Origin of the sequence: Cryobacterium psychrophilum (assembly GCF_004365915.1) — a bacterium.
In the GTDB taxonomy this organism is placed as follows: Bacteria; Actinomycetota; Actinomycetes; order Actinomycetales; family Microbacteriaceae; genus Cryobacterium; species Cryobacterium psychrophilum.
This window is the reverse complement of record NZ_SODI01000001.1, coordinates 101,772-121,058: the sequence shown is the minus strand read 5'-3', so window position 1 is coordinate 121,058 and position 19,287 is coordinate 101,772. Positions and strand designations below refer to the sequence as shown.

Here is a 19,287-nt window from a genome sequence, read left to right as displayed (position 1 = left end):
CTCTTTCTGATGAGTGACAGGGGTCAGGCCTGGGGCTGCAGGGTGCCGTCAACGAGTTTGACGATCATGGAGCAGTCCTTGCCGCCCTCGCCCTCGTCGATCAGGCGCTGGAACAGCTCGGCCACGTGCTCGCCGATTTCGAGCGGGGTGTTGGTCGCCCGGGCCGCGGCGATGGCCAGGCCGATGTCCTTGCTCGCGAGGGTGGTCGTGAAGGTCGGAGCGAAGTCCCGGTTGGCCGCGGCCGTCTCGACGACATCCTTGACGGGATACCAGGTGCGCAGCGCCCAGCTGTCGCCCGACGAAACGGATGCGATATTCCAGAACACCTGCTTGTCCAGTCCCAGCCGCTCGGCCAGTACAGCGCCCTCGGCCGCCGCGGCGAGATTGATGAACAGCATGAGGTTGTTGCAGATCTTCGCGGCCTGGCCGGTCGTCGCACCGCCGGTCGGGATGATGTTGGCCGCCATCGGCTCGATGAACGTCGTGGCATCGGCGACCGCGCCGGCCTCCCCGCCGATCATGAAGGTGAGCCTTCCTGCCGTGGCGCCGCTCATGCCACCGGAGACAGGCGCGTCGACGAACCGAAAGCCGGCCTCGGCAGCTGCATCGTGCAGGGCCTGGGCGGTGTCGATGTCGATCGTCGACGAATCCACCAGCAGGGTCGTCGTGTCGGTGTTGGCCAGCACTCCGTCCTCGCCGAAGTAGACCGCCCGGGCGTGGTCGCCCTTGGGGAGCATGGTGAAAACGACGTCGGCACCGATGACGGCATCCGCGATGCTCCCGGCGGCGGTGACGCCCGCCTGAACGGCCGTGGCGAGGGCATCCGGATTCAGATCGAACCCTCGCACCTCGTGCCCGGCGGCCACCATATTTGCTGACATGGGTCCGCCCATGTTGCCCAACCCGATCCATGCAACTACTGACATAACGAAGCTCCTTTGCTTGTGTGCTGCCTCCACCCTCGCAGCCGGATAGAGTGCAATCAAGGTAATTTTTTACAGAGGGCATGTGCATAGATGCACAAACGCGAAAGGACCGATTCGTGAGTTCACACCGGCTTCCGAGCCCCAACGACCTCCTCGTGCTGCTCACCGTGGCCCGGCTGGGCCGCTTCAACGCGGTCGCCGAGGCGCTCGACACCACCCACACGACCATTTCGCGACGCATCCTCTCGCTCGACCAGGAGTTGGGCGGTCGCACGCTCGAGCGCAGCCCGCACGGCTGGGAACTCACCGAGCTGGGCCGACACGCCGTCAACGCCGCCGAAGCGATCGAAGACCAGCTCGGCGCCCTCACCACGGCGATCAGCCACACCGACCCGCTGTCGGGGCTGCTGCGCATCAGCACTATCGACGGGTTCGGGGCCGAGATCGTCACACCGGCACTCGTGAAACTCCAGCGCGACCACCCGCGCATCAATATCGAAATGTTTAGCGCCACCCGCAAGGTCAGCCAGAACCGGTCGGGCGTTGACCTTGAAATCGTGGCCGGGCGCAACGACGTCAACAACGCACAGGCAATGTTTCTCACCAACTACTTCCTGCGGCTCTACGCGAGCCATGAATACCTGCTGCGCCGGGGTGTCCCCCCGTCGCTCGACGATATTCAGTCCCACAGTTTCGTGTCGTATGTCGAAAGCGCTCTGCTCGTGACCGACCTCGGCCACCGGTCGTCGCAGCTGCCGGAGCCCGCCACGAGCTTTCAGTCAACGAGCCTGTTCGCGCAGCTGGAGGCGGTTCAGGCGGGCGCCGGAATCGGACTTCTGCCGAACTTTCTCGTGCACGACCGGCCGGAATTCGTTCCGGTGCTGCGCGACGATTTTCAACGCCAGCTGCCCATCTGGGCGGTCGTGCGGTCCGAATCGCTGCGCTCCCCCGTGGTGCGTGCCGCGATAGACGCGATCACCCTTGAGATCGCGAATCGACCGGCGGCGTTCATTGGCTGAGTCTGCTGTCGGCACGCGTCAACCGTGGGTCACGAGAAAAGCGGGCGGCGGCAAAGTGATGACGGCCCGATCGCTGTGATCGGGCCGTCATCGGGTCCAGCTGTCAGCGGCTCGTCGTGCTCGCCAGCTCAGAGGCGGCGGCGCGATCAGCTGTCTCGGCGGCATCCGCTGCATCGATGTCATGCAGGGAGAGGCCGCGGGTTTCCTTCAGCGTGATCACCACGATCGCCGTCAGGAGGCAGGCCGCCGCGAGGTAGATCGCCACCGGCACGGATGAACCGAAGGTGGAGAGCAGGCTCACGGCGATGATCGGTGCAATGGAGCCCGCAATGACCGACGTCACCTGGTAGCCGAGCGAGACCCCTGAGTAGCGCATGCGGGTGGGGAACATCTCAGCCATGATGGCTGGCTGGCCGGCATACATGAGGGCGTGGAACAGCAGGCCCGTCATGATGGCGATGATGATGATGATGTCGTTCGCGGTGTCCATCATCGGAAAGGCGAAGAAGCCCCAGGTGCCAGCCAGGACGGCACCCGTGAGGTACAGCGGTCGACGGCCGACGCGGTCGGAGAGGTGACCGACGATCGGAATCACAGTGAAGTGAACGGCGTGGGCGATGAGCAGGAGAAGCAGAACACGGGAGGTGTCCATCTCGACGATGATCTTGAGGTATGTGATCGAGAAGACGACGACGAGGTAGTAGAGAATGTTCTCGGCGAAGCGCAGGCCCATCGCGGTGAACACCCCGCGCGGGTAACGGCGGAAGACCTCGACGATGCCGAAGTTCTTCTCGCCGGCGACGACCTCTTTTTGCGCCTTGAGAAAGATGGGGGCATCGCTGACCTTGGTGCGAATGTAGTAGCCGACGAGCACGATGACGGCGGAGAGCCAGAACGCGACACGCCAGCCCCAACTGAGGAAGGCCGCGTCGGAGAGGGTGGAGGCGAGTATGAAGAGCACGGCCGTGGCGAGCAGGTTCCCGGCAGGCACGGCGGCTTGCGGCCAGCTGGCCCAGAATCCGCGCGACTTCGCGGGGCTGTGCTCGGCGACGAGCAATACGGCGCCGCCCCATTCGCCGCCGACGGCGAAGCCCTGGATGAAGCGCAGGAGCACGAGGAGAACCGGTGCGAGGTAGCCGATCTGGTCGAAGGTCGGCAGGCAGCCCATCAGGAAGGTTGCCACTCCGACGAGCACGAGGCTGAGCTGGAGTAGGCGTTTGCGACCGAACTTGTCACCGAAGTGTCCGAAGACGATGCCGCCGATGGGGCGTGCCAGGAAGCCGACGGCGTAGGTTGCGAATGCCGCAATAATGCCTTCGAGTTCGCTGCCCGCGTTCGGAAAGAACAGGGTGCCGAAGACCAGAGTGGCCGCCGAGGCGTAGAGAAAGAACTCGTACCATTCGACGACCGTGCCGGCCATGGAGGCCGCGACGACCTTTTTCAATCCGGATTCTTGCACACCGTTTCGGGTGTTGGAACTGGTGCTCATGGGATTCCCCTCGTGTCTTCTTTGACACATCGTGATCGGAGGCCGCGACGTGGTCGGCAGCGCCGATCAGGTGTTTTGGCTTGTATCAGCCTGTGCGCTGGCTTTGTGCCTGTCAATATCGATTAGCACAGGCCGGGTGTGCAAAACTGCACACGGCCTTGGTCGGGCTCACCGTGGAATGCCCACTCGCGTCGCGGGTTAAACAGTCGTGCCGGCCTTCCCAGGGAAGACCGGCACGTGATACTGCAGTTGCTTAGCGGGCGAAGAGACCCCGGTAGTACTCGTAGACCCAGCCCACGAGCCCGATGACTCCGAACGCCAGCCCAATGAATGCGACCCAGATGCCCACAGCGAGACCCAGGAACACCAGCGCAGCAGATGCCGCGAGCACGATGGGCCACCAGCTCCACGGGCTGAAGAACCCGGACTCGGCATCGCCGTCATCGATGTTGGCATCGAGTCGGTCCTCGGGAGTCTCGCCGCCCTGGGCGGTGTAAACCTTGCCCAGGTAGAAGCCGATGAACGCGGCCAGGACAGCACTGAGCGAGAGGGCAAACGTTCCTGCCCACTCCACGCTTCCGGTGAACGGATCGATGACGCTCCACACCGTGTAGATAACCGCCATGAGGGCGAAGAAGGCCGCCAGGCCCCAGAAGAGACGCGCGTTAGTTCTCATTTACTTCACCTTGTTCGATGATGCGTCGTACGTGGGGGCATCCGGTGCGTCCTTGAGGTACCCAATACCCACGGGAAGTCCCGCCTCTGGGTGGTTGAGGTCGAATGCCGGACGCTCAGACCGAATTCTCGGGATGGACGTGAAGTTGTGACGCGGCGGCGGGCAAGACGTTGCCCACTCGAGCGACGAACCGTAGCCCCAGGGATCGTTGACCGTAACCAGCGGTGCCTTGCGGGCCGTGATGTATACGTTCAGGAAGAACGGAATCATCGACGTGGCCAGAATCATGGCGCCAATGGTCGACACCTGGTTCATCCACGTGAATCCGTCATCGGGTGAATACGTCGCATAGCGACGGGGCATACCGACGACGCCCAGCCAATGCTGCACGAGGAACGTGGTGTGGAAGCCGATGAAGAGCAACCAGAAGTGCCACTTGCCGAGGCTCTCGTTGAGCATCTTCCCTGTCCATTTCGGCCACCAGAAGTAGAAGCCACTGAACATGGCAAAGACAACGGTGCCGAATACGACGTAGTGGAAGTGCGCAACCACGAAGTAGGTGTCCGTGACGTGGAAGTCAAGCGGCGGCGAGGCGAGGATGACTCCAGTGAGTCCACCGAACGTGAAGGTGATGAGGAAGCCGATGGCCCAGAGCATGGGCGTCTCGAATGTGACGGAACCCCGCCACATCGTTCCGATCCAGTTGAAGATCTTCACCCCGGTCGGGACCGCGATAAGCATCGTCATGAGCGAGAAGAACGGCAGCAGAACGGAGCCCGTGACGTACATGTGGTGCGCCCAGACAGAAACGGAGAGCGCGGCGATCGCAATAGTCGCGTAGACCAGCGTCTTGTACCCGAACATCGGCTTTCGACTGAAGACGGGGAACACTTCCGAAACGATACCGAAGAACGGCAGGGCAATGATGTATACCTCGGGGTGACCGAAGAACCAGAACAAGTGCTGCCAGAGTATGGCACCGCCATTGGCGGGGTCGTAGATGTGCGAACCAAAGATGCGGTCGGAGGCGGCTGCAAGCATGGCTGCGGCGAGAACCGGGAACACCATCAGGGCAAGCAACGAGGTGATCAGTGAGTTCCAGGTGAAAATCGGCATGCGCCACATCGTCATGCCGGGGGCACGCATCGTGATGATTGTCGTAATGAAGTTGACGGAACCGAGGATGGTACCGAACCCGGAAAGACCGAGCCCCACCATCCACAGGTTTCCACCGATACCAGGCGAGAACGTCGTGCTCGCGAGTGGCTGGTACGCAAACCAGCCGAACGACGCAGCGCCCTGGGGGGTCAGGAACCCGGCCACGGCAATGAGGCTACCGAAGTTGAAGAACCAATACGCCAACGCGTTCAGACGTGGGAACGCCACGTCGGGCGCACCGATCTGCAGGGGGACGAGGAAGTTCGCAAATCCGAAGAACAACGGGGTGGCGAACATCAGCAGCATGATCGTGCCGTGCATCGTGAACAGCTGGTTGTACTGCTCCTTGGTCTGAACGATCTCCAGACCGGGGGCGAAGAGCTGCGCACGAATGATGAGCGCCATGACCCCGCCGAGGCAGAAGTACACGAACGAGGTGATCAGGTACATGTAACCGATCACCTTGTGGTCGGTTGACGTTATCGCCTTGACGAGCAAATTACCCTTGCGTTCAGCGGACGGCGAGACCGGAGTCTCCATGCGCGTCGCTGGAGGGGTGATAGTGGTGCTCATGGCTTACTTGCCTTCCTGAGCGGTCGGGGCTTCCGTGCCCGGCTGATTCTGATTGCGATCGTAGTTATTGTCCAGCTGCCCGGTGTTGCCGGCAGCCCGCAGCGAGGCGATGTAGGTGTCGTAGTCGGCCTGGGACACGACCTCCGTGTTGAAGAGCATCATGGAGTGATACTCACCGCAGAGTTCCGCGCACTTGCCCGCATAGGTTCCGATGCGCTCCGGAATGACCGACATGTAGTTGGTCTTGCCGGGGACGACGTCCTTCTTGTAAAGGAAGTCGATGACCCAGAAGGAATGAATGACGTCTCGGGACTCGAGCTTGAACTCAACCTTTTTGTTGACCGGGAGCACAAGGACGGGCAGCTCTGAGTCGACGATGGCGCCGGGTTCGCCGTCAGGGTCGGCCTGCGCTTGCACGCCTGCGGAGTAGACATCCTCGTCGACGTAGTTGAAGTCCCACGCCCACTGCTTGGCCTGGACCTCGATAGTGACGTCGGGGCTGTCAAAGCGGGTCTCGAGTGCGACCTGGTCCCGCGCGGTGAAGGCAAAAAAGCCTACGACCAGAATGAGCGGAACGATCGTGTAGAAGATCTCGATCGGCATGTTGTAGCGGAGCTGCACCGGGAGTCCGGTCTGGCCCTTGCGACGACGGTAGACGACGATGGCCCAGAGCGTGAGGCCCCACGTGAGGATGCCCACGATGAGGAGGACGATCCAGGAGGTGGTCCACAGACCGGACACTCGTTCGGTCTGGTTTGTCACCGCCGGTTGACCTTCTTCAAAACCGGGAAGATAGCCGTTTAACTGGGCCTGCGTGCAGCCGGAGAGAACAATGACAAGTGTCGCTGCAAGCGGAAATGCAGCCCATCGGAGACGGTGATTAATGCGCACCGGGGACCTTTCGGGGGGATTCGAGGACACTTCTCAGGAAGTGCTGTGACCGATTCCTAGCCTACTCCGAGCAAAGCCTTCTTCCGTGCACCCTGGAGGTCAACTTTGCGCCGAAGCGCGCGTGACACTGGTGGAATCAGGCTTTAAATTGCGAAAGGAGACCATCCACTGGGGATGATCTCCTGTTTTTCGCATTTCAGCGGGGTCTTTGCCTAGCTGAAAGAGTCTCCACACGCGCAGCTACTGCCGGCATTGGGGTTGTCGATCGTGAAACCCTGCTTCTCGATCGTGTCCTCGAAGTTGATATTCGCACCATCAAGGTACGGAACACTCATCTTGTCAACGACAACACCGACTCCATCGAAGTCAACAACAGCATCGCCCTCGAGAACTCGCTCGTCGAAATAGAGCTGGTAGATCAGGCCGGAACAACCCCCGGGCTGCACTGCGACGCGCAGACGAAGATCCTCACGTCCTTCCTGGGCCAGGAGGCTTCGTACCTTGTCGGCGGCGGTATCGCTCAGGCCAACACCATGGGCTGCGGTGCTGGTCGTGTCGGTCATGGCGTCAGTCATGTTTCTCCTTGGTGGTCGCAGCGCGCGAACGTGTCAAGTGGTCAAGTCGACTAGTCGAGGTGATAACTCGGAAATCACAATCAATTCTACCTCCTCCAACCGTGTGGCAGCCTGAATCATTCCCCGTGATGCAAAGTGCGGGGAATATGGCTCTGACTCCGGCTACTGCCCGCTGCGGTGGTTCAGCCGTGACAGCAGCAGTGCCTCGGTAAGCACGGCGCGCTTGAAGACCCCGAGGTGCAGGGACTCGTTGGGGCTGTGTGCCCGCGAGTCGGGGTCTTCGACGCCGGTCACAAGAATCTGGGACTCCGGGAAGACCCGCACCAGGTCGGCAATGAACGGGATGGAACCGCCAACCCCAATATCTATCGGGGGCGCGCCCCAGGCATCCGTCATTGCACGGCGCGCCTCGGTCACGGCCCATCCGCTCGTGTCCACGAGGAAGGGTTGGCCACAGTCCACCTCGGAGATCTCGACATGCGCGCCAAAGGGTGCATGAGCGCGCAGGTGTTCTTCGAGCACAGCTGCCGCATCGCTGGCTCGCTGCCCGGGAGCAATGCGGCAACTCACTCTCACGGTTATCGAGGGCGACAGCGTGTTGGACGCGTTGTCAACGCTCGGCGCGTCGATTCCGGTGACGGTGATGGCGGGCTGGGACCAGATCCGGCTGAGAATGGAGCCATGTCCGATGGGCGACACTCCATCGAGGAGACCCGTCTCCTCCCTCAGCTGCTCTTCCGAGTACTCGGGGGTGTCGCCGGTGTGGATCGTTAGCCCCGCCACGGCGACGGATCCGTCCTCGTTGTAGAGCGTCGCCAGCAGCGCAATCGTCGCCATCATGGCGTCGGGAACGGCTCCCCCGAACATGCCGGAATGGGAAGCATGGTCCAGCGTGCGTACGTTGAGGCGCAGGGTGACATTGCCGCGGAGGCCGGTCGTGAGCGCTGGGGTCGACACATCCCAGTTGTTCGAGTCGGCGACGACAATCACATCTGCTCGCAGGGCATCGACATTCTCGTCGAGGAAGGTCGCGAAGGACCGGCTGCCGAATTCTTCTTCTCCCTCAATGAAGAGGGCGAGGCCGAGATCAAAATCGGGACCTGCAGCATCGACAAGGGCACGAATGGAGGCGACGTGCGCCATGACTCCTGCTTTGTCGTCGGCCGCACCGCGACCATAGAGACGGTCACCACGCACGGTCGGCTCGAAAGGGGCCGAGTCCCAATCCTCGTCCTTGCCGGGAGGCTGCACATCGTGGTGGGCGTAGAGCAGGACCGTTGGCCGGCCATTCCGTGCCGCCCGTGTCGCGAGCACGGCGGGCTGGCCGAGCTCGGTGCCTCCGGGAATGCCCGCCTGTTTGATTTCGACCGTGTCAAAGACGTGTAGGTCCCGGGCCAGAGTCGCCACGGCCTCGGCGCTTCGCAGCACGGTGGCGCGATCAAAAGCAGACCAGGCGACCGAGGGAATGCGCACCAGCGCGCACAGTTCTGCGATGGTCGCCGGTAGTCCGAGTTCGACCGCGGTGCGAACGGATGCGTCGTCAGCTGTGCTTTTGTCGTCAATTGTCCGTGGGATATCTGTCATACGGGTAATCTTAAGGCACCCAATTGCAAGGATTTGATGTGGCTAAACAACCAGTGAACCCCGACGCACAGCCGTCGATCGAAACCGCAGCCGAGACGGCCGCTCGCCTGAACGGCACTTCAGCCGGTAAAGGTCAGCCGACTCCGACGCGCCGAATGCAGGAAGCGGCCAACAAAAGACCCCTCGTACCCAACGACCGTAAGCTCGCGGCGAAGCAGGCTCGCGCGAAGTCGCGTGTGTCCCGTGACCGAGCCCGAATCGGCATGGCGAACGGTGAGGACAAATACCTCCCGCTTCGTGAGCGTGGGCCACAGAAGCGCTACGCACGCGACTTCGTTGACGCTCGGTTCAACGTTGGTGAGCTGATGATCCCGGTGATGTTCCTCGTCATCCTGCTGTCAACGATCCCGTCGATTGCGACCTATGGAATCATCGCCCTCTGGGCGTTCTTCATCTTGGCCATTGTTGACTGCGTCGTCCTCGGCTTCATCGTGACCAAGAAGATTGAGTCGAAGTTCGGTGCCGGAAAGGTGGAGAAGGTGCGCTGGTACGTCGCTATGCGTGCTCTCCAACTTCGTCCCATGCGTCTTCCGAAGCCGCAGGTCAAGCGCGGAAAATACCCGGTCTAACGCCCGGGACAATCGTTCATTCGGGTCAGCGGGAAAATGCCCCGGCCCGGATGAGCGGCACGCGGATTTCCTCATCGGTGAGGGAGCCGTGCTGACCGATCATGGACCGTGCGCTCTGGTTAGCCGGGCGCGAATCGTAGTAGGCGATGCCTTTTCTCGCCGCGACAATGACGTCTCCGATACGGGGAAGCACATCGGTGTCGACCTGCCCGAACAGTCCGGCTGCTACAGCCTCCGCGCGGGTGTAGACCCAGGCGCGGTGCCCCTCCGCCACCTGCCACGCCGCGGCAAGGGAATCGCTCGTCACGTCGATCCTCGCGGGATCGACGTACAGCTGCAGGCACCGCGGGTCTCCCCCGATGTGACGCACCCCATCCACGAGGGCCGGTGCTGTATCAAAGAGCACGTGCTTGGTCTCTGGCACGTCAATGACGCCATGGTCTGCTGTGAGAAGCACACCCTCGTCAGAGGCAAGCTCGGACGCGAATCGGGCCATTTCTGAGTCGAGGGTCTCAAGGTGTGCCAGCCACCGCCCGGATTCCCAACCGTGGGCGTGCGCCGCAACGTCGAGCTCGGCCACATAAAGGTAGACGAGCGCCGTCGGCTCGGAAGCGAGGATTTCTCGCGCTGCGGCGAACCGGTCCCCGATACTTTCCGCAGCGACGTACCGCGCCCCTCTCAGCACAGCCTGGGTGAAACCGGAGCCAATGAAGCGCTTGGGTCCGATAGCGAAACTGGGCACGCCGACATCCGCTGCCTGGTCGAAGACGGTGCGGGCGCGCTGCCACGTCGCGGGGTCCATACCGGCGTCCCACCCCGTGAGCTGGTTGATGATTCGGTCGCCGTCCGCGTCAAGCACCTGGTAGCCCACCAAACCATGCTGACCCGGTTCGAGACCGGTCGTCAGCGTCGCGATCCCTGCCGCGGTCGTGGCCGGAAAGACCCCGTCGATGACATCGGCCTTCGTCAGTCGGCCGGCGAGAAAGCGGGCGTGGCCCGCTCGCGCCCGCAGGGCGCTGACTCCCAGTCCGTCCGCCAGAACCACGACGGCCTTGGACACCGCGGGCAGACCGAGCCGGTTCGGCTCGCTCCGCACGGCAAGGAGCGAACTTGTCAGAACATCGGCAAGGCGCAGAGAGCTGAATTGACGGGCCGGTAACATGGTTGACATCGGGCTAAGTCTGACATAGGCCGCGCCCGAACTTTCCAGCGCACTCCCGATAGTGCGTGAAACCAGTGCCTCCCCGGCGGGATTTACGTTCGGGGCGGACACGACTGAATCAGAATTCACGAATGAGCCGCGCAGACAGCACCCCACCCGCCGCCCGCACCGCGATCGACACCGAGAGAATCGAAGACGTCGACGTATCGATCGAGATGCAGGGGTCCTTCCTCGAGTACGCCTACTCGGTCATCTACTCACGGGCACTCCCCGATGCGCGCGATGGGCTCAAGCCTGTCCAGCGTCGCATCCTGTACCAGATGAGTGAGATGGGATTGCGCCCCGACCGCGGCCATGTCAAGTCCGCCCGCGTCGTCGGCGAAGTCATGGGCAAGCTGCACCCGCATGGTGACACGGCGATTTATGACGCGCTCGTGCGCATGGCGCAGTCATTCTCCCTGCGCGTTCCCCTCATCGACGGCCACGGAAACTTTGGCTCTCTTGATGATGGGCCGGCGGCTCCCCGATACACAGAGGCCCGGCTTGCGGCCCCCGCCCTCGCGATGACCGAGCACCTCGACGAAGACGTCGTCAATTTTGTGCCCAACTATGACAATCAGCTCACCCAGCCCGATGTGCTCCCGGCCGCGTATCCCAATCTGCTGGTCAACGGCGCAAGCGGTATCGCTGTGGGTATGGCCACAAACATGGCACCGCACAACCTCATCGAGGTCGTCGGTGCCGCGCGCCACCTCCTCTCCTACCCGGAGGCCTCACTCGAGCACCTGATGGAGTTCATTCCGGGGCCAGACCTACCCACCGGCGGCACCATCGTGGGGCTCGCCGGCATCAAGGACGCGTACCTCACCGGGCGTGGCAGCTTCAAGACCAGGGCCCGCGTCGCCGTGGAGTCAATCAGCGCGCGAAAAACCGGTCTGGTGGTCACGGAATTGCCCTATCTCGTGGGACCGGAAAAGGTGATCGAGAAGATCAAGGACGGGGTCAACTCCAAAAAGCTGAGCGGAATCTCTGACGTCACCGACCTCACGGACCGCACCAAGGGGCTGCGCCTCGTCATCGGGATCAAGACCGGTTTCAGTCCGGATGCCGTACTCGAGCAGCTGTACCGCTACACGCCCCTCGAAGATTCGTTCAACATCAACGCGGTCGCCCTTGTGGAGGGAACGCCGCAGACCCTGGGGCTGCGCGAACTCCTACTCGTCTACGTGAACCACCGCATCGAAGTGGTGACCCGTCGTTCCTCCTACCGGCTCGCCCGACGCAAGGAACGCCTACACCTCGTGGAAGGCCTCCTCGTGGCCATTGTCGATATCGACGAGGTCATTCAGGTCATCCGTGCCAGTGACGACACCGACATGGCCAGGACTCGTCTCATCGACGTTTTCGACCTCAGCCAGGTGCAGGCCGAGTACATTCTCGAGCTGCGACTGCGTCGCCTCACGCGCTTCTCGAAAATCGAGCTTGAGGCTGAGCGCGACCAGCTCCTGGCCGAGATTGCCCAACTTGAGGCACTGCTCTCCAGCAAGGCCGCCATCCGCACGCTCGTGTCCACGGAGCTCGCCGCCGTCGCCGAGAAGTTCGGCACCCCGCGCCGCACAGTACTCACCGAGGCCAAACCCAGCATCGCGGGCATGTCTGCGGCCGCAGCGAAACGTCAGGCGGCTGTCCTTGAGGTACAGGACATCCCGACGCGCATCTTCCTCAGCGCCACCGGCCGCATTGCACGCGTCGACCTTGTGGCGGTGGACGACTCCGCTCCCCAGCGCATCACACCCCCGCCACGCCGCAGCAAGCACGATGCCATCCTGTCGTCGCTCGAAACGACGAGTCGCACGGAGATCGGGGCGGTCACCAACCATGGTCGACTCATCCGCTTCTCCCCCGTCGACCTGCCCGTCATGCCACCGACGTCGATTCAGCTCGCCGCAGGCGTTCGTATCAACGACTACCTTGTGCTCTCCAGCCGAGGAGAGCGGGTGCTCGCCCTGGTCTCCCTCGACTCCGATCGAGCCATCGCGCTCGGCACGCGGCAGGGTGTCGTGAAGCGGCTCACTCCGGGCGACTGGGCCAGCAAACCAGACTTTGAGATCATCACCCTCAAGCCGAAGGACGAGGTCGTCGGTGTGGCGCAGGGCACTGAAGACGACGAACTCGTCTTTATTGCGTCGGATGCGCAGCTGCTGCGTTTCCCGGCCGCCGGCGTTCGACAACAGGGCCGCGCAGCCGGCGGAATGGCCGGTATTAAGCTCTCCCCCGGCGCCGCCGTGGTGTTCTTCACGAGCCTGGCTGCGACGGACGCTGCGAACGCCGTGGTGGCAACCGTCGCCACCGGAAGCCGGACCCTTCCCGGCACCGACCCCGGCAGCGCCAAGGTCTCTGAGTTCACCGAGTATCCAGCGAAGGGACGCGCGACGGGTGGGGTGCGCTCCCAGCGTTTCCTCAAGGGCGAAGACGCCATCGCCGTCGCCTGGGTGGGCCCAGCACCGGCCCGCGCCACCTCTCCGGAGGGAACACCCCGCCCGCTTCCGGAGACGGGCTCTCGCCGCGACGCGGCCGGTGTGATGCTCGACGCGATCATCGGAGCCATCGGCAGCGAAATCTAGGCAACCGTCCGGGTGGCCGGTGGCTCCGGCCACCCGGAGACGTTACACGTCGATCCGATCCCGACTGAGCTTGTCCGAGCTGTCGACGATGAACTCCTTGCGCGGTGCCACTTCGTTGCCCATCAGCAATTCGAAAACCTTCGCCGCGGCATCCGCGTCGTTGACGCGTACTCGGCGAAGCGTTCGGTGGGCGCGTTCCATGGTGGTGGTCGCGAGCTGATCGGCATCCATTTCACCCAGCCCCTTGTAGCGCTGGATGGGGTCCTGATAGCGCTTGCCCTTCTTCTCGAGCGCGCTCAGTACGCCGTAGAGCTCAACCTCGGAGTAGGTGTAGATCGTTTCGTTGGGCTTGCTTCCCGGGTTCATCACCACGACGCGGTGCAGCGGCGGCACAGCGGCGAACACGCGCCCCTCGGCAATCATCGGGCGCATGTAGCGGAAGAAGAGTGTCAGCAGGAGCGTACGAATGTGTGCGCCATCCACGTCGGCATCACTCATGATGATGACCTTGCCGTACCGGGCCGCGGAGAGGTCAAAGCTCCGGCCGGAACCCGCTCCGATCACCTGAATGATCGAGGCGCACTCGGTGTTCGACAGCATGTCCGAGACGGATGCCTTCTGCACGTTGAGAATTTTTCCTCGGATCGGAAGGAGCGCCTGGTGCTCGCTGTCGCGCGCAAGTTTCGCCGTGCCGAGTGCCGAATCGCCCTCCACGATGAACAGTTCACTCGTGGACACGTCATTGCTGCGGCAGTCCACGAGTTTCGCCGGAAGCGATGAACTCTCGAGAGCATTCTTGCGCCGCTGGGTCTCCTTATGCGCACGCGCTGAGATGCGCGACTTCATCTCGGCGACAATCTTGTCGAGCACGACGGCGGCCTGTGCCTTGTCGTCACGCTTGGGTGACACGAAACGTTCGCTCATGGCCTTCGCGACGACTGCGGCCACGATCGCACGCACGGCGGGTGTGCCGAGTACTTCCTTCGTCTGGCCCTCGAACTGTGGCTCCGGGAGACGAACGGTGAGCACGGCGGTCAGGCCGGCCATCACATCGTCCTTTTCAAGCTTGTCAGAACCTGCCTTCAGGCGGCGAGCGTTCTGCTCCACCTGGGCACGGAGGAATTTCAAGAGCCCGGCGTCGAATCCGGCCTGGTGCGTTCCCCCCTTCGGGGTGGCGATGATGTTCACGAAGCTTTGCACGGTCGTGTCGTAGCCGGTTCCCCAGCGCAGCGCGATGTCCACTTGGCAGTTGCGTTCGAGTTCCGTGGGCACCATGGCGCCCTTCTCGGTGAGAACGGGAACCGTCTCTTTGAAGGTTCCGTTGCCGGTCAGGCGCCAGGTGTCCGTGATCGGTGTGTCTGTGGCGAGATGGTCGACGAACTCCGAGATGCCGCCGTCGAACTGGAAAGCGTTGACGACCTCCTCGGTGGTGCGCCGATCGGCGACCTCGATGGCCAGGCCCGGCACGAGGAACGCTGTCTGGCGGGCTCGGTTGAGAACCTCTTCCGCCTGGAAGGCCGCGCCCTTCGTGAAGATCTGGCGGTCTGCCCAATAACGCACCCGTGTGCCGGTGACCCCCTTGGCGACCTTGCCGACCACGCGCAGCACACTCTGCTCTTCGAACGGGGTGAAGGGCGCGTCCGGGCTCTTGGCGCCGGTATCGGCGAACACGCCTGGTTCACCCCGGTGGAAGGACATCGCCCAGGTCTTGCCGTCCCGGTCGACTTCGACGTCGAGCCGTTCGGACAGGGCGTTGACGACGGATGCCCCAACACCGTGGAGTCCGCCCGACGCGGCGTACGACCCGCTGCCGAATTTTCCACCGGCGTGGAGTTTCGTGAAGACCACTTCGACACCGGTCAGGCCGGTCTTGGGCTCGATGTCGACGGGGATGCCACGAGCCGTGTCGCGCACCTCGACGCTCTCATCGGGATGAAGTTCAATCTTGATGCTGCTGCCGTGCCCGCCCAGGGCCTCGTCGACGGAATTGTCGATGATTTCCCAGAGGCAGTGCATAAGGCCTCGTGAGTCCGTTGACCCGATGTACATTCCCGGCCGCTTGCGCACCGCTTCGAGCCCCTCGAGGACGGACAGATGGCGCGCAGAATAATCAGAACTCACTAACCCAGATTACCGGCCCGAGCGGTGCCCCCGGGAATCGACACCCCCCGCCGCGCGGTACGCCCCCAGCGAAATAGCCCGTATTGTGCTCGATAACGAAGCCTCGGCGTGTAAACATTGATCAAGAGGCAATAAGGTTTTTTGTCTGGAGGAGGAACACATGTCTAAGATCGCCACCGAACATGGTGCAGCAGAGCAGCAGGGCACCCCCCACCAGCTGACCGCGGCAGACCGCTGCGACGCTTGTGGCGCCCAGGCGTACATTCGAGTCGTCGTGAACAACAGCGAATTGCTGTTCTGCGCTCACCACGGTCGTAAGCATCAGGAGAAGTTGTCGGCGATTGCCGAGAGCTGGCACGACGAATCGAGCCGACTGCTCGAAGATCAGCGCTCATAGCAAACCGACGCGCGTCGCACAACGGCCCGGGAATTCGTCTGAGACGATTCCCGGGCCGTTTCTCGTTTCAGAGCGACGTTTGTGGCAGCTACTCGCCAGAGAGCGACAGGCGGGTCGCAATCTGATCGCGAACGGCGTGCGCCATGGCGTCGACAGGTGCGGTGCGCTCCCCTGATTCGTAGACCTCACCCACCCGGCCGAACGCAGCTCGGAGCATATGGTCGGCCAGGCCAGGGTTTCGGGCAAGCACGGGGCCATGGAGATGCGTCCCGATGAGATCGCCCATAACCAGTCCCTCACCGCCGTTTCCGTTGCCGGTGCCGGAAAGAACTCGTCCGAGGGGCGACGCCTCTGCGCCGACGTAGTCACGCGCATGGTTTTCAAATCCGACGAGACGACCGTGCTTACTCGTGACGACGATATCGTCCGTGGCCCGAACAACGCGGGGAACGGCCCTGCCCGCGACGAGACCGAGCCCCTCAACCACGGTGCCGCTGTGCAGCTCAATCCCCCAGCTCAACAGCTCCCAACCCGTTCCGACCGCGAGAAGGGGAACACCTGCCGTCGTCCACGCTCGAAGCTCGTCGACCATGGTGAGCAAGATGTCACGGGCACCGACAAGCTCGGCGTCCGCCCCGGAGCCGATCACGATGGCGTCAACAGATTCAGGAAGATCGGCCCTGGACCGCACCTCAACAACGGATGCCTCATGGCCGCTCCACCGGGCCCGCTGCGCCAGGACCCGGGCATTCGCGGCGTCCCCATTGGTGTTCAGCAGATCGGGAAGCACGGAGATGATAGTGAGCTGACGCGTCATGACTGCTCCTCGTCGTTCGTTTCCAGGCCGAGGTGGACGCGAGTGCGGCGCATGCCGTCGGCCGAGAAGATGATCGTCTTGAGTCCATGTTCGGGAGCGGGTAACGCGAGGAAGGCGTCAAGCGCCGTGGGGACATCCGGTTCGATCCGGTCGACCCGCACATCGTCGTAGGCCAGTTGCAGTGCAATCTCGTGAGCCTTTGACCCGGACGCGAAGAGCACGTGTTCCAGGCCGGACGTATCCACCGGCCAGAAGTACGAGGGATCCCGAACATCCGAACCGATGGCAATGAGGATCTGCTCCGTGTGCGGTTCGAGGGCATCGACGTTGAGTTGAAAACTCGCCGGATTCTGCACGAGCACGAATTCGACCTGCTGCCCGCGTACGGTCACAATCTCGCCGCGACCAAACACTGCCGGAATCGTGGACAGTGCTGCGGCCGCCGTCGCGGAGTCAAATTGGTCACCGAGGGCTGCCTGAGCCGTGGCCAACGCGGTGGCCGCGTCAACGGCATAGTGCGTTCCGCGCGCCGGAAGATCTATCGTCACCGTCGTGGCCGGCTCCTGCGATTGAGACGGCGCAACAGGCAGCGAAAGGTCCGCGACACGACCGGCCACCCGAGTCACTAGTGTGCCCGTACCGGCTTTCAACCGTTCCCCGGCCGTTCGGGCGTAACCCAGACCGCGCGGGTTGGCTGCCAGCACATCGGTGCTGACGCCATAGGTCGCGACGGACACCGTCGCCCCGAGCCCGGCACCCACCTCGACGAGGAATTGGTCGTCGGCGTTGAGCACAACGCTTTGGGTGGCACGGGCCGCGATCTTGGCGAGAAGCGCCGCAACCATTTCGGAGTCGTGGAAACGGTCGATTTGATCGACCATCACGTTGGTCAGCGCCACAACACGTGGTGTCAGTCCTCCGGCGATGAGCGCTCCGTGGCCCTCGTCCATTTCGAGTACGCCGATGTCGTCGCTCATGCGTCCGGTCAGACTGACCTGTTCGAGCAGCGCAGACGTCAGGCCCTGACTGATGTTGGCTGTGGACGAGTTGGTGAACACGCTCGTTCCGTGCGCGCGCAAGATCGCCACGAGCATTTTCGTGGTGGTCGATTTACCGCTCGAACCCGTCACGACGACGAGCCCCTGGGGAAATCCGTTGAGGGTCGTCGTCAGGAAGGCTGGGGCCACCCGGTTGACAACCAGCCCGGGGATTGCCGAGCCTCCGCCCGGCTTGCGCCAACGCGCGAGCGTCCGGACGATCCTGCCAACGAGGATCGCCGGGACATAACGCACCGGCACGTCTACTCGAGGTAGTCGCGTAGTGACTGCGACCGGGACGGGTGACGGAGCTTGGCCATTGTTTTCGACTCAATCTGCCGGATCCGCTCACGCGTGACGTCGAAGGTGTCACCGATCTGGTCGAGGGTCTTGGGCATGCCGTCGCCCAGCCCGAAACGCATGCGGATGACTCCAGCCTCACGCTCGGACAGGGAATCGAGCAGGCTCTCCAGCTGCTTCTGCAACATCGTGAAGCCCACGGCATCGGCCGGAACAACGGCCTCCGTGTCCTCGATGAGGTCACCGAATTCGCTGTCACCGTCTTCACCCAGCGGAGTGTGAAGGGAGATGGGTTCGCGACCGTACTTCTGTACCTCGACGACCTTTTCCGGCGTCATGTCAAGTTCGCGACTCAACTCTTCCGGTGTCGGTTCGCGACCCAGATCCTGAAGCATCTGACGCTGAACACGCGCGAGCTTGTTGATGACCTCGACCATGTGGACGGGGATACGAATCGTGCGAGCCTGATCGGCCATGGCGCGGGTGATCGCCTGGCGAATCCACCAGGTTGCGTAGGTGGAGAACTTAAAGCCCTTCGTGTAGTCGAACTTTTCGACGGCACGAATCAGACCCAGGTTGCCCTCCTGGATGAGGTCGAGGAACTGCATTCCACGACCCGTGTAGCGCTTGGCGAGGGAGACGACCAGTCGAAGGTTCGCACCAAGAAGGTGGCTCTTCGCGCGGGCGCCGTCTTTGGCCACCCACTGGAGTTCGCGGCCCAAGGCCGCCCTCCGCTCGGCGTCGGTCATCTCCGCGAGCTTGTCTTCGGCGAAGAGGCCAGCTTCGATTCGCATCGCCAGCTCGACTTCTTCGGCCGCGTTGAGCAGGGCGACCTTACCGATCTGCTTCAGGTAATCCTTGACCGGGTCTGCGGTGGCACCGGTGATGGCGCTTGAGTAGACCGGTACTTCATCTTCGTCGTCGACGAGGGACAGCACGAGGGCACCCTTGGGCAGCGGCTCGGTCGGTGCGGCGCGCTTCGAGTCTTCGTCGTCGTCTTCGACAGGCACCTGGTCGGGCACGTCTTCTTCTTTGACCCCAACCTTCTTTGCGGCGGCACGCTTGCGTGGTGGGGCCTTTTCGGCAGCGGGGCCAGCCGCTGCAGAGAGCTTCGCGGCGGCGGTCTTGGCCGCAGCAGTCTTGGCCGCAGCGGTTTTGGCCGCAGCAGTCTTAGCCGTCGCCGTCTTTGGCTTGACGACCTTCGCTGGCGCACTGTCCGCAGCCGCAGGAACCGCAGCCGCAGTGTCCGCCGCTGGGACCGCTTCGGTCGCCTCAGTCTTTACGGGGGTTGCCATTCGAACACCTCTCA

The 19,287-nt window shown here is 62.9% G+C and carries 16 protein-coding genes; 4 read left to right on the top strand and 12 right to left on the bottom strand.

Translation table 11 applies throughout. The annotated features are described in order from the left end of the window. Positions 1-23 precede the first annotated feature (23 nt). A complete protein-coding gene (mmsB, locus tag EDD25_RS00570; RefSeq protein WP_134171550.1) occupies positions 24-926 on the bottom strand; it encodes a 3-hydroxyisobutyrate dehydrogenase in 903 nt (300 codons plus the stop codon). 116 nt (positions 927-1,042) lie between these two features. Here mmsB and EDD25_RS00565 point away from each other — a divergent pair, with 116 nt between their 5' ends. Next, entirely contained in the window at positions 1,043-1,945 is a 903-nt protein-coding gene (locus EDD25_RS00565) for a LysR family transcriptional regulator (protein WP_241986335.1), read from the top strand. 103 nt (positions 1,946-2,048) lie between these two features. Here EDD25_RS00565 and EDD25_RS00560 read toward each other — a convergent pair whose 3' ends face one another. From EDD25_RS00560 to EDD25_RS00535, 6 genes are all read right to left on the bottom strand, one after another. Beyond that, positions 2,049-3,434, bottom strand: coding sequence for an MFS transporter (locus EDD25_RS00560; protein WP_134171548.1), 1,386 nt, complete (start codon positions 3,432-3,434; stop codon positions 2,049-2,051). A 253-nt stretch (positions 3,435-3,687) separates the two neighbouring features. Beyond that, positions 3,688-4,110 (bottom strand): cytochrome c oxidase subunit 4, encoded by a 423-nt coding sequence (locus tag EDD25_RS00555; RefSeq protein ID WP_134171547.1) that lies wholly within the window; start codon positions 4,108-4,110, stop codon positions 3,688-3,690. Continuing rightward, the gene (gene ctaD, locus EDD25_RS00550) at positions 4,111-5,841 is read right to left on the bottom strand and encodes an aa3-type cytochrome oxidase subunit I (protein WP_134171546.1); all 1,731 of its coding nucleotides are present in this window, start codon (positions 5,839-5,841) and stop codon (positions 4,111-4,113) included. Between the two features lie 3 nt (positions 5,842-5,844). Continuing rightward, a complete protein-coding gene (gene ctaC / locus EDD25_RS00545; protein WP_134171545.1) occupies positions 5,845-6,732 on the bottom strand; it encodes an aa3-type cytochrome oxidase subunit II in 888 nt (295 codons plus the stop codon). Positions 6,733-6,944: 212 nt separating this feature from the next. Further along, positions 6,945-7,295, bottom strand: a complete 351-nt coding sequence (gene erpA / locus EDD25_RS00540) for an iron-sulfur cluster insertion protein ErpA (protein WP_134174998.1) — start codon at positions 7,293-7,295, stop codon at positions 6,945-6,947. A gap of 174 nt (positions 7,296-7,469) precedes the next feature. Continuing rightward, the gene (locus tag EDD25_RS00535) at positions 7,470-8,891 is read right to left on the bottom strand and encodes a dipeptidase (protein ID WP_134171544.1); all 1,422 of its coding nucleotides are present in this window, start codon (positions 8,889-8,891) and stop codon (positions 7,470-7,472) included. A 38-nt stretch (positions 8,892-8,929) separates the two neighbouring features. On the opposite strand from EDD25_RS00535, the gene EDD25_RS00530 reads away from it, so the two are divergent. Further along, positions 8,930-9,520, top strand: a complete 591-nt coding sequence (locus EDD25_RS00530; RefSeq protein WP_134171543.1) for a DUF3043 domain-containing protein — start codon at positions 8,930-8,932, stop codon at positions 9,518-9,520. Between the two features lie 25 nt (positions 9,521-9,545). Here EDD25_RS00530 and EDD25_RS00525 read toward each other — a convergent pair whose 3' ends face one another. Further along, positions 9,546-10,691 carry an alkaline phosphatase family protein gene (locus EDD25_RS00525; protein WP_175182986.1) on the bottom strand — a complete coding sequence of 382 codons (1,146 nt, stop codon included), beginning with the start codon at positions 10,689-10,691 and terminating at the stop codon, positions 9,546-9,548. A gap of 122 nt (positions 10,692-10,813) precedes the next feature. Here EDD25_RS00525 and EDD25_RS00520 point away from each other — a divergent pair, with 122 nt between their 5' ends. Next, positions 10,814-13,306: a DNA gyrase/topoisomerase IV subunit A gene (locus EDD25_RS00520; RefSeq protein WP_134171542.1), complete on the top strand. Its 2,493-nt coding sequence runs from the start codon at positions 10,814-10,816 to the stop codon at positions 13,304-13,306. A 42-nt stretch (positions 13,307-13,348) separates the two neighbouring features. On the opposite strand, the gene EDD25_RS00515 is transcribed toward EDD25_RS00520, so the two are convergent. Beyond that, on the bottom strand, positions 13,349-15,427 hold the full coding sequence (locus EDD25_RS00515; RefSeq protein WP_134171541.1) for a DNA gyrase/topoisomerase IV subunit B: 2,079 nt from the start codon (positions 15,425-15,427) through the stop codon (positions 13,349-13,351). A 160-nt stretch (positions 15,428-15,587) separates the two neighbouring features. Between EDD25_RS00515 and EDD25_RS00510 the strand changes: the two genes are divergently transcribed. Further along, positions 15,588-15,824 carry a DUF7455 domain-containing protein gene (locus EDD25_RS00510; RefSeq protein ID WP_134171540.1) on the top strand — a complete coding sequence of 79 codons (237 nt, stop codon included), beginning with the start codon at positions 15,588-15,590 and terminating at the stop codon, positions 15,822-15,824. 88 nt (positions 15,825-15,912) lie between these two features. Here EDD25_RS00510 and EDD25_RS00505 read toward each other — a convergent pair whose 3' ends face one another. The 3 genes from EDD25_RS00505 to EDD25_RS00495 are packed head-to-tail and all read right to left on the bottom strand — an operon-like array spanning position 15,913 to position 19,273. Further along, entirely contained in the window at positions 15,913-16,641 is a 729-nt protein-coding gene (locus EDD25_RS00505) for a type 1 glutamine amidotransferase (RefSeq protein ID WP_134171539.1), read from the bottom strand. After that, a complete protein-coding gene (locus EDD25_RS00500) occupies positions 16,638-17,933 on the bottom strand; it encodes a MurT ligase domain-containing protein (protein WP_134171538.1) in 1,296 nt (431 codons plus the stop codon). Before EDD25_RS00500 ends, EDD25_RS00505 begins: the two co-directional genes overlap by 4 nt. A gap of 8 nt (positions 17,934-17,941) precedes the next feature. Beyond that, positions 17,942-19,273: an RNA polymerase sigma factor gene (locus tag EDD25_RS00495; RefSeq protein WP_134171537.1), complete on the bottom strand. Its 1,332-nt coding sequence runs from the start codon at positions 19,271-19,273 to the stop codon at positions 17,942-17,944. Between the last annotated feature and the right edge of the window lie 14 nt (positions 19,274-19,287).

What these genes read in the sequence shown, in the direction of transcription:
- EDD25_RS00535 (WP_134171544.1), bottom strand. Translation starts at nt 8,891, where the DNA reads ATGACAGATATCCCACGGACAATTGACGACAAAAGCACAGCTGACGAC.
- EDD25_RS00505 (WP_134171539.1), bottom strand. Translation starts at nt 16,641, where the DNA reads ATGACGCGTCAGCTCACTATCATCTCCGTGCTTCCCGATCTGCTGAAC.
- EDD25_RS00555 (WP_134171547.1), bottom strand. Translation starts at nt 4,110, where the DNA reads ATGAGAACTAACGCGCGTCTCTTCTGGGGCCTGGCGGCCTTCTTCGCC.
- EDD25_RS00510 (WP_134171540.1), top strand. Translation starts at nt 15,588, where the DNA reads ATGTCTAAGATCGCCACCGAACATGGTGCAGCAGAGCAGCAGGGCACC.
- mmsB (WP_134171550.1), bottom strand. Translation starts at nt 926, where the DNA reads ATGTCAGTAGTTGCATGGATCGGGTTGGGCAACATGGGCGGACCCATG.
- EDD25_RS00525 (WP_175182986.1), bottom strand. Translation starts at nt 10,691, where the DNA reads ATGTCAACCATGTTACCGGCCCGTCAATTCAGCTCTCTGCGCCTTGCC.
- erpA (WP_134174998.1), bottom strand. Translation starts at nt 7,295, where the DNA reads ATGACCGACACGACCAGCACCGCAGCCCATGGTGTTGGCCTGAGCGAT.
- EDD25_RS00520 (WP_134171542.1), top strand. Translation starts at nt 10,814, where the DNA reads ATGAGCCGCGCAGACAGCACCCCACCCGCCGCCCGCACCGCGATCGAC.
- ctaD (WP_134171546.1), bottom strand. Translation starts at nt 5,841, where the DNA reads ATGAGCACCACTATCACCCCTCCAGCGACGCGCATGGAGACTCCGGTC.
- EDD25_RS00560 (WP_134171548.1), bottom strand. Translation starts at nt 3,434, where the DNA reads ATGAGCACCAGTTCCAACACCCGAAACGGTGTGCAAGAATCCGGATTG.
- EDD25_RS00495 (WP_134171537.1), bottom strand. Translation starts at nt 19,273, where the DNA reads ATGGCAACCCCCGTAAAGACTGAGGCGACCGAAGCGGTCCCAGCGGCG.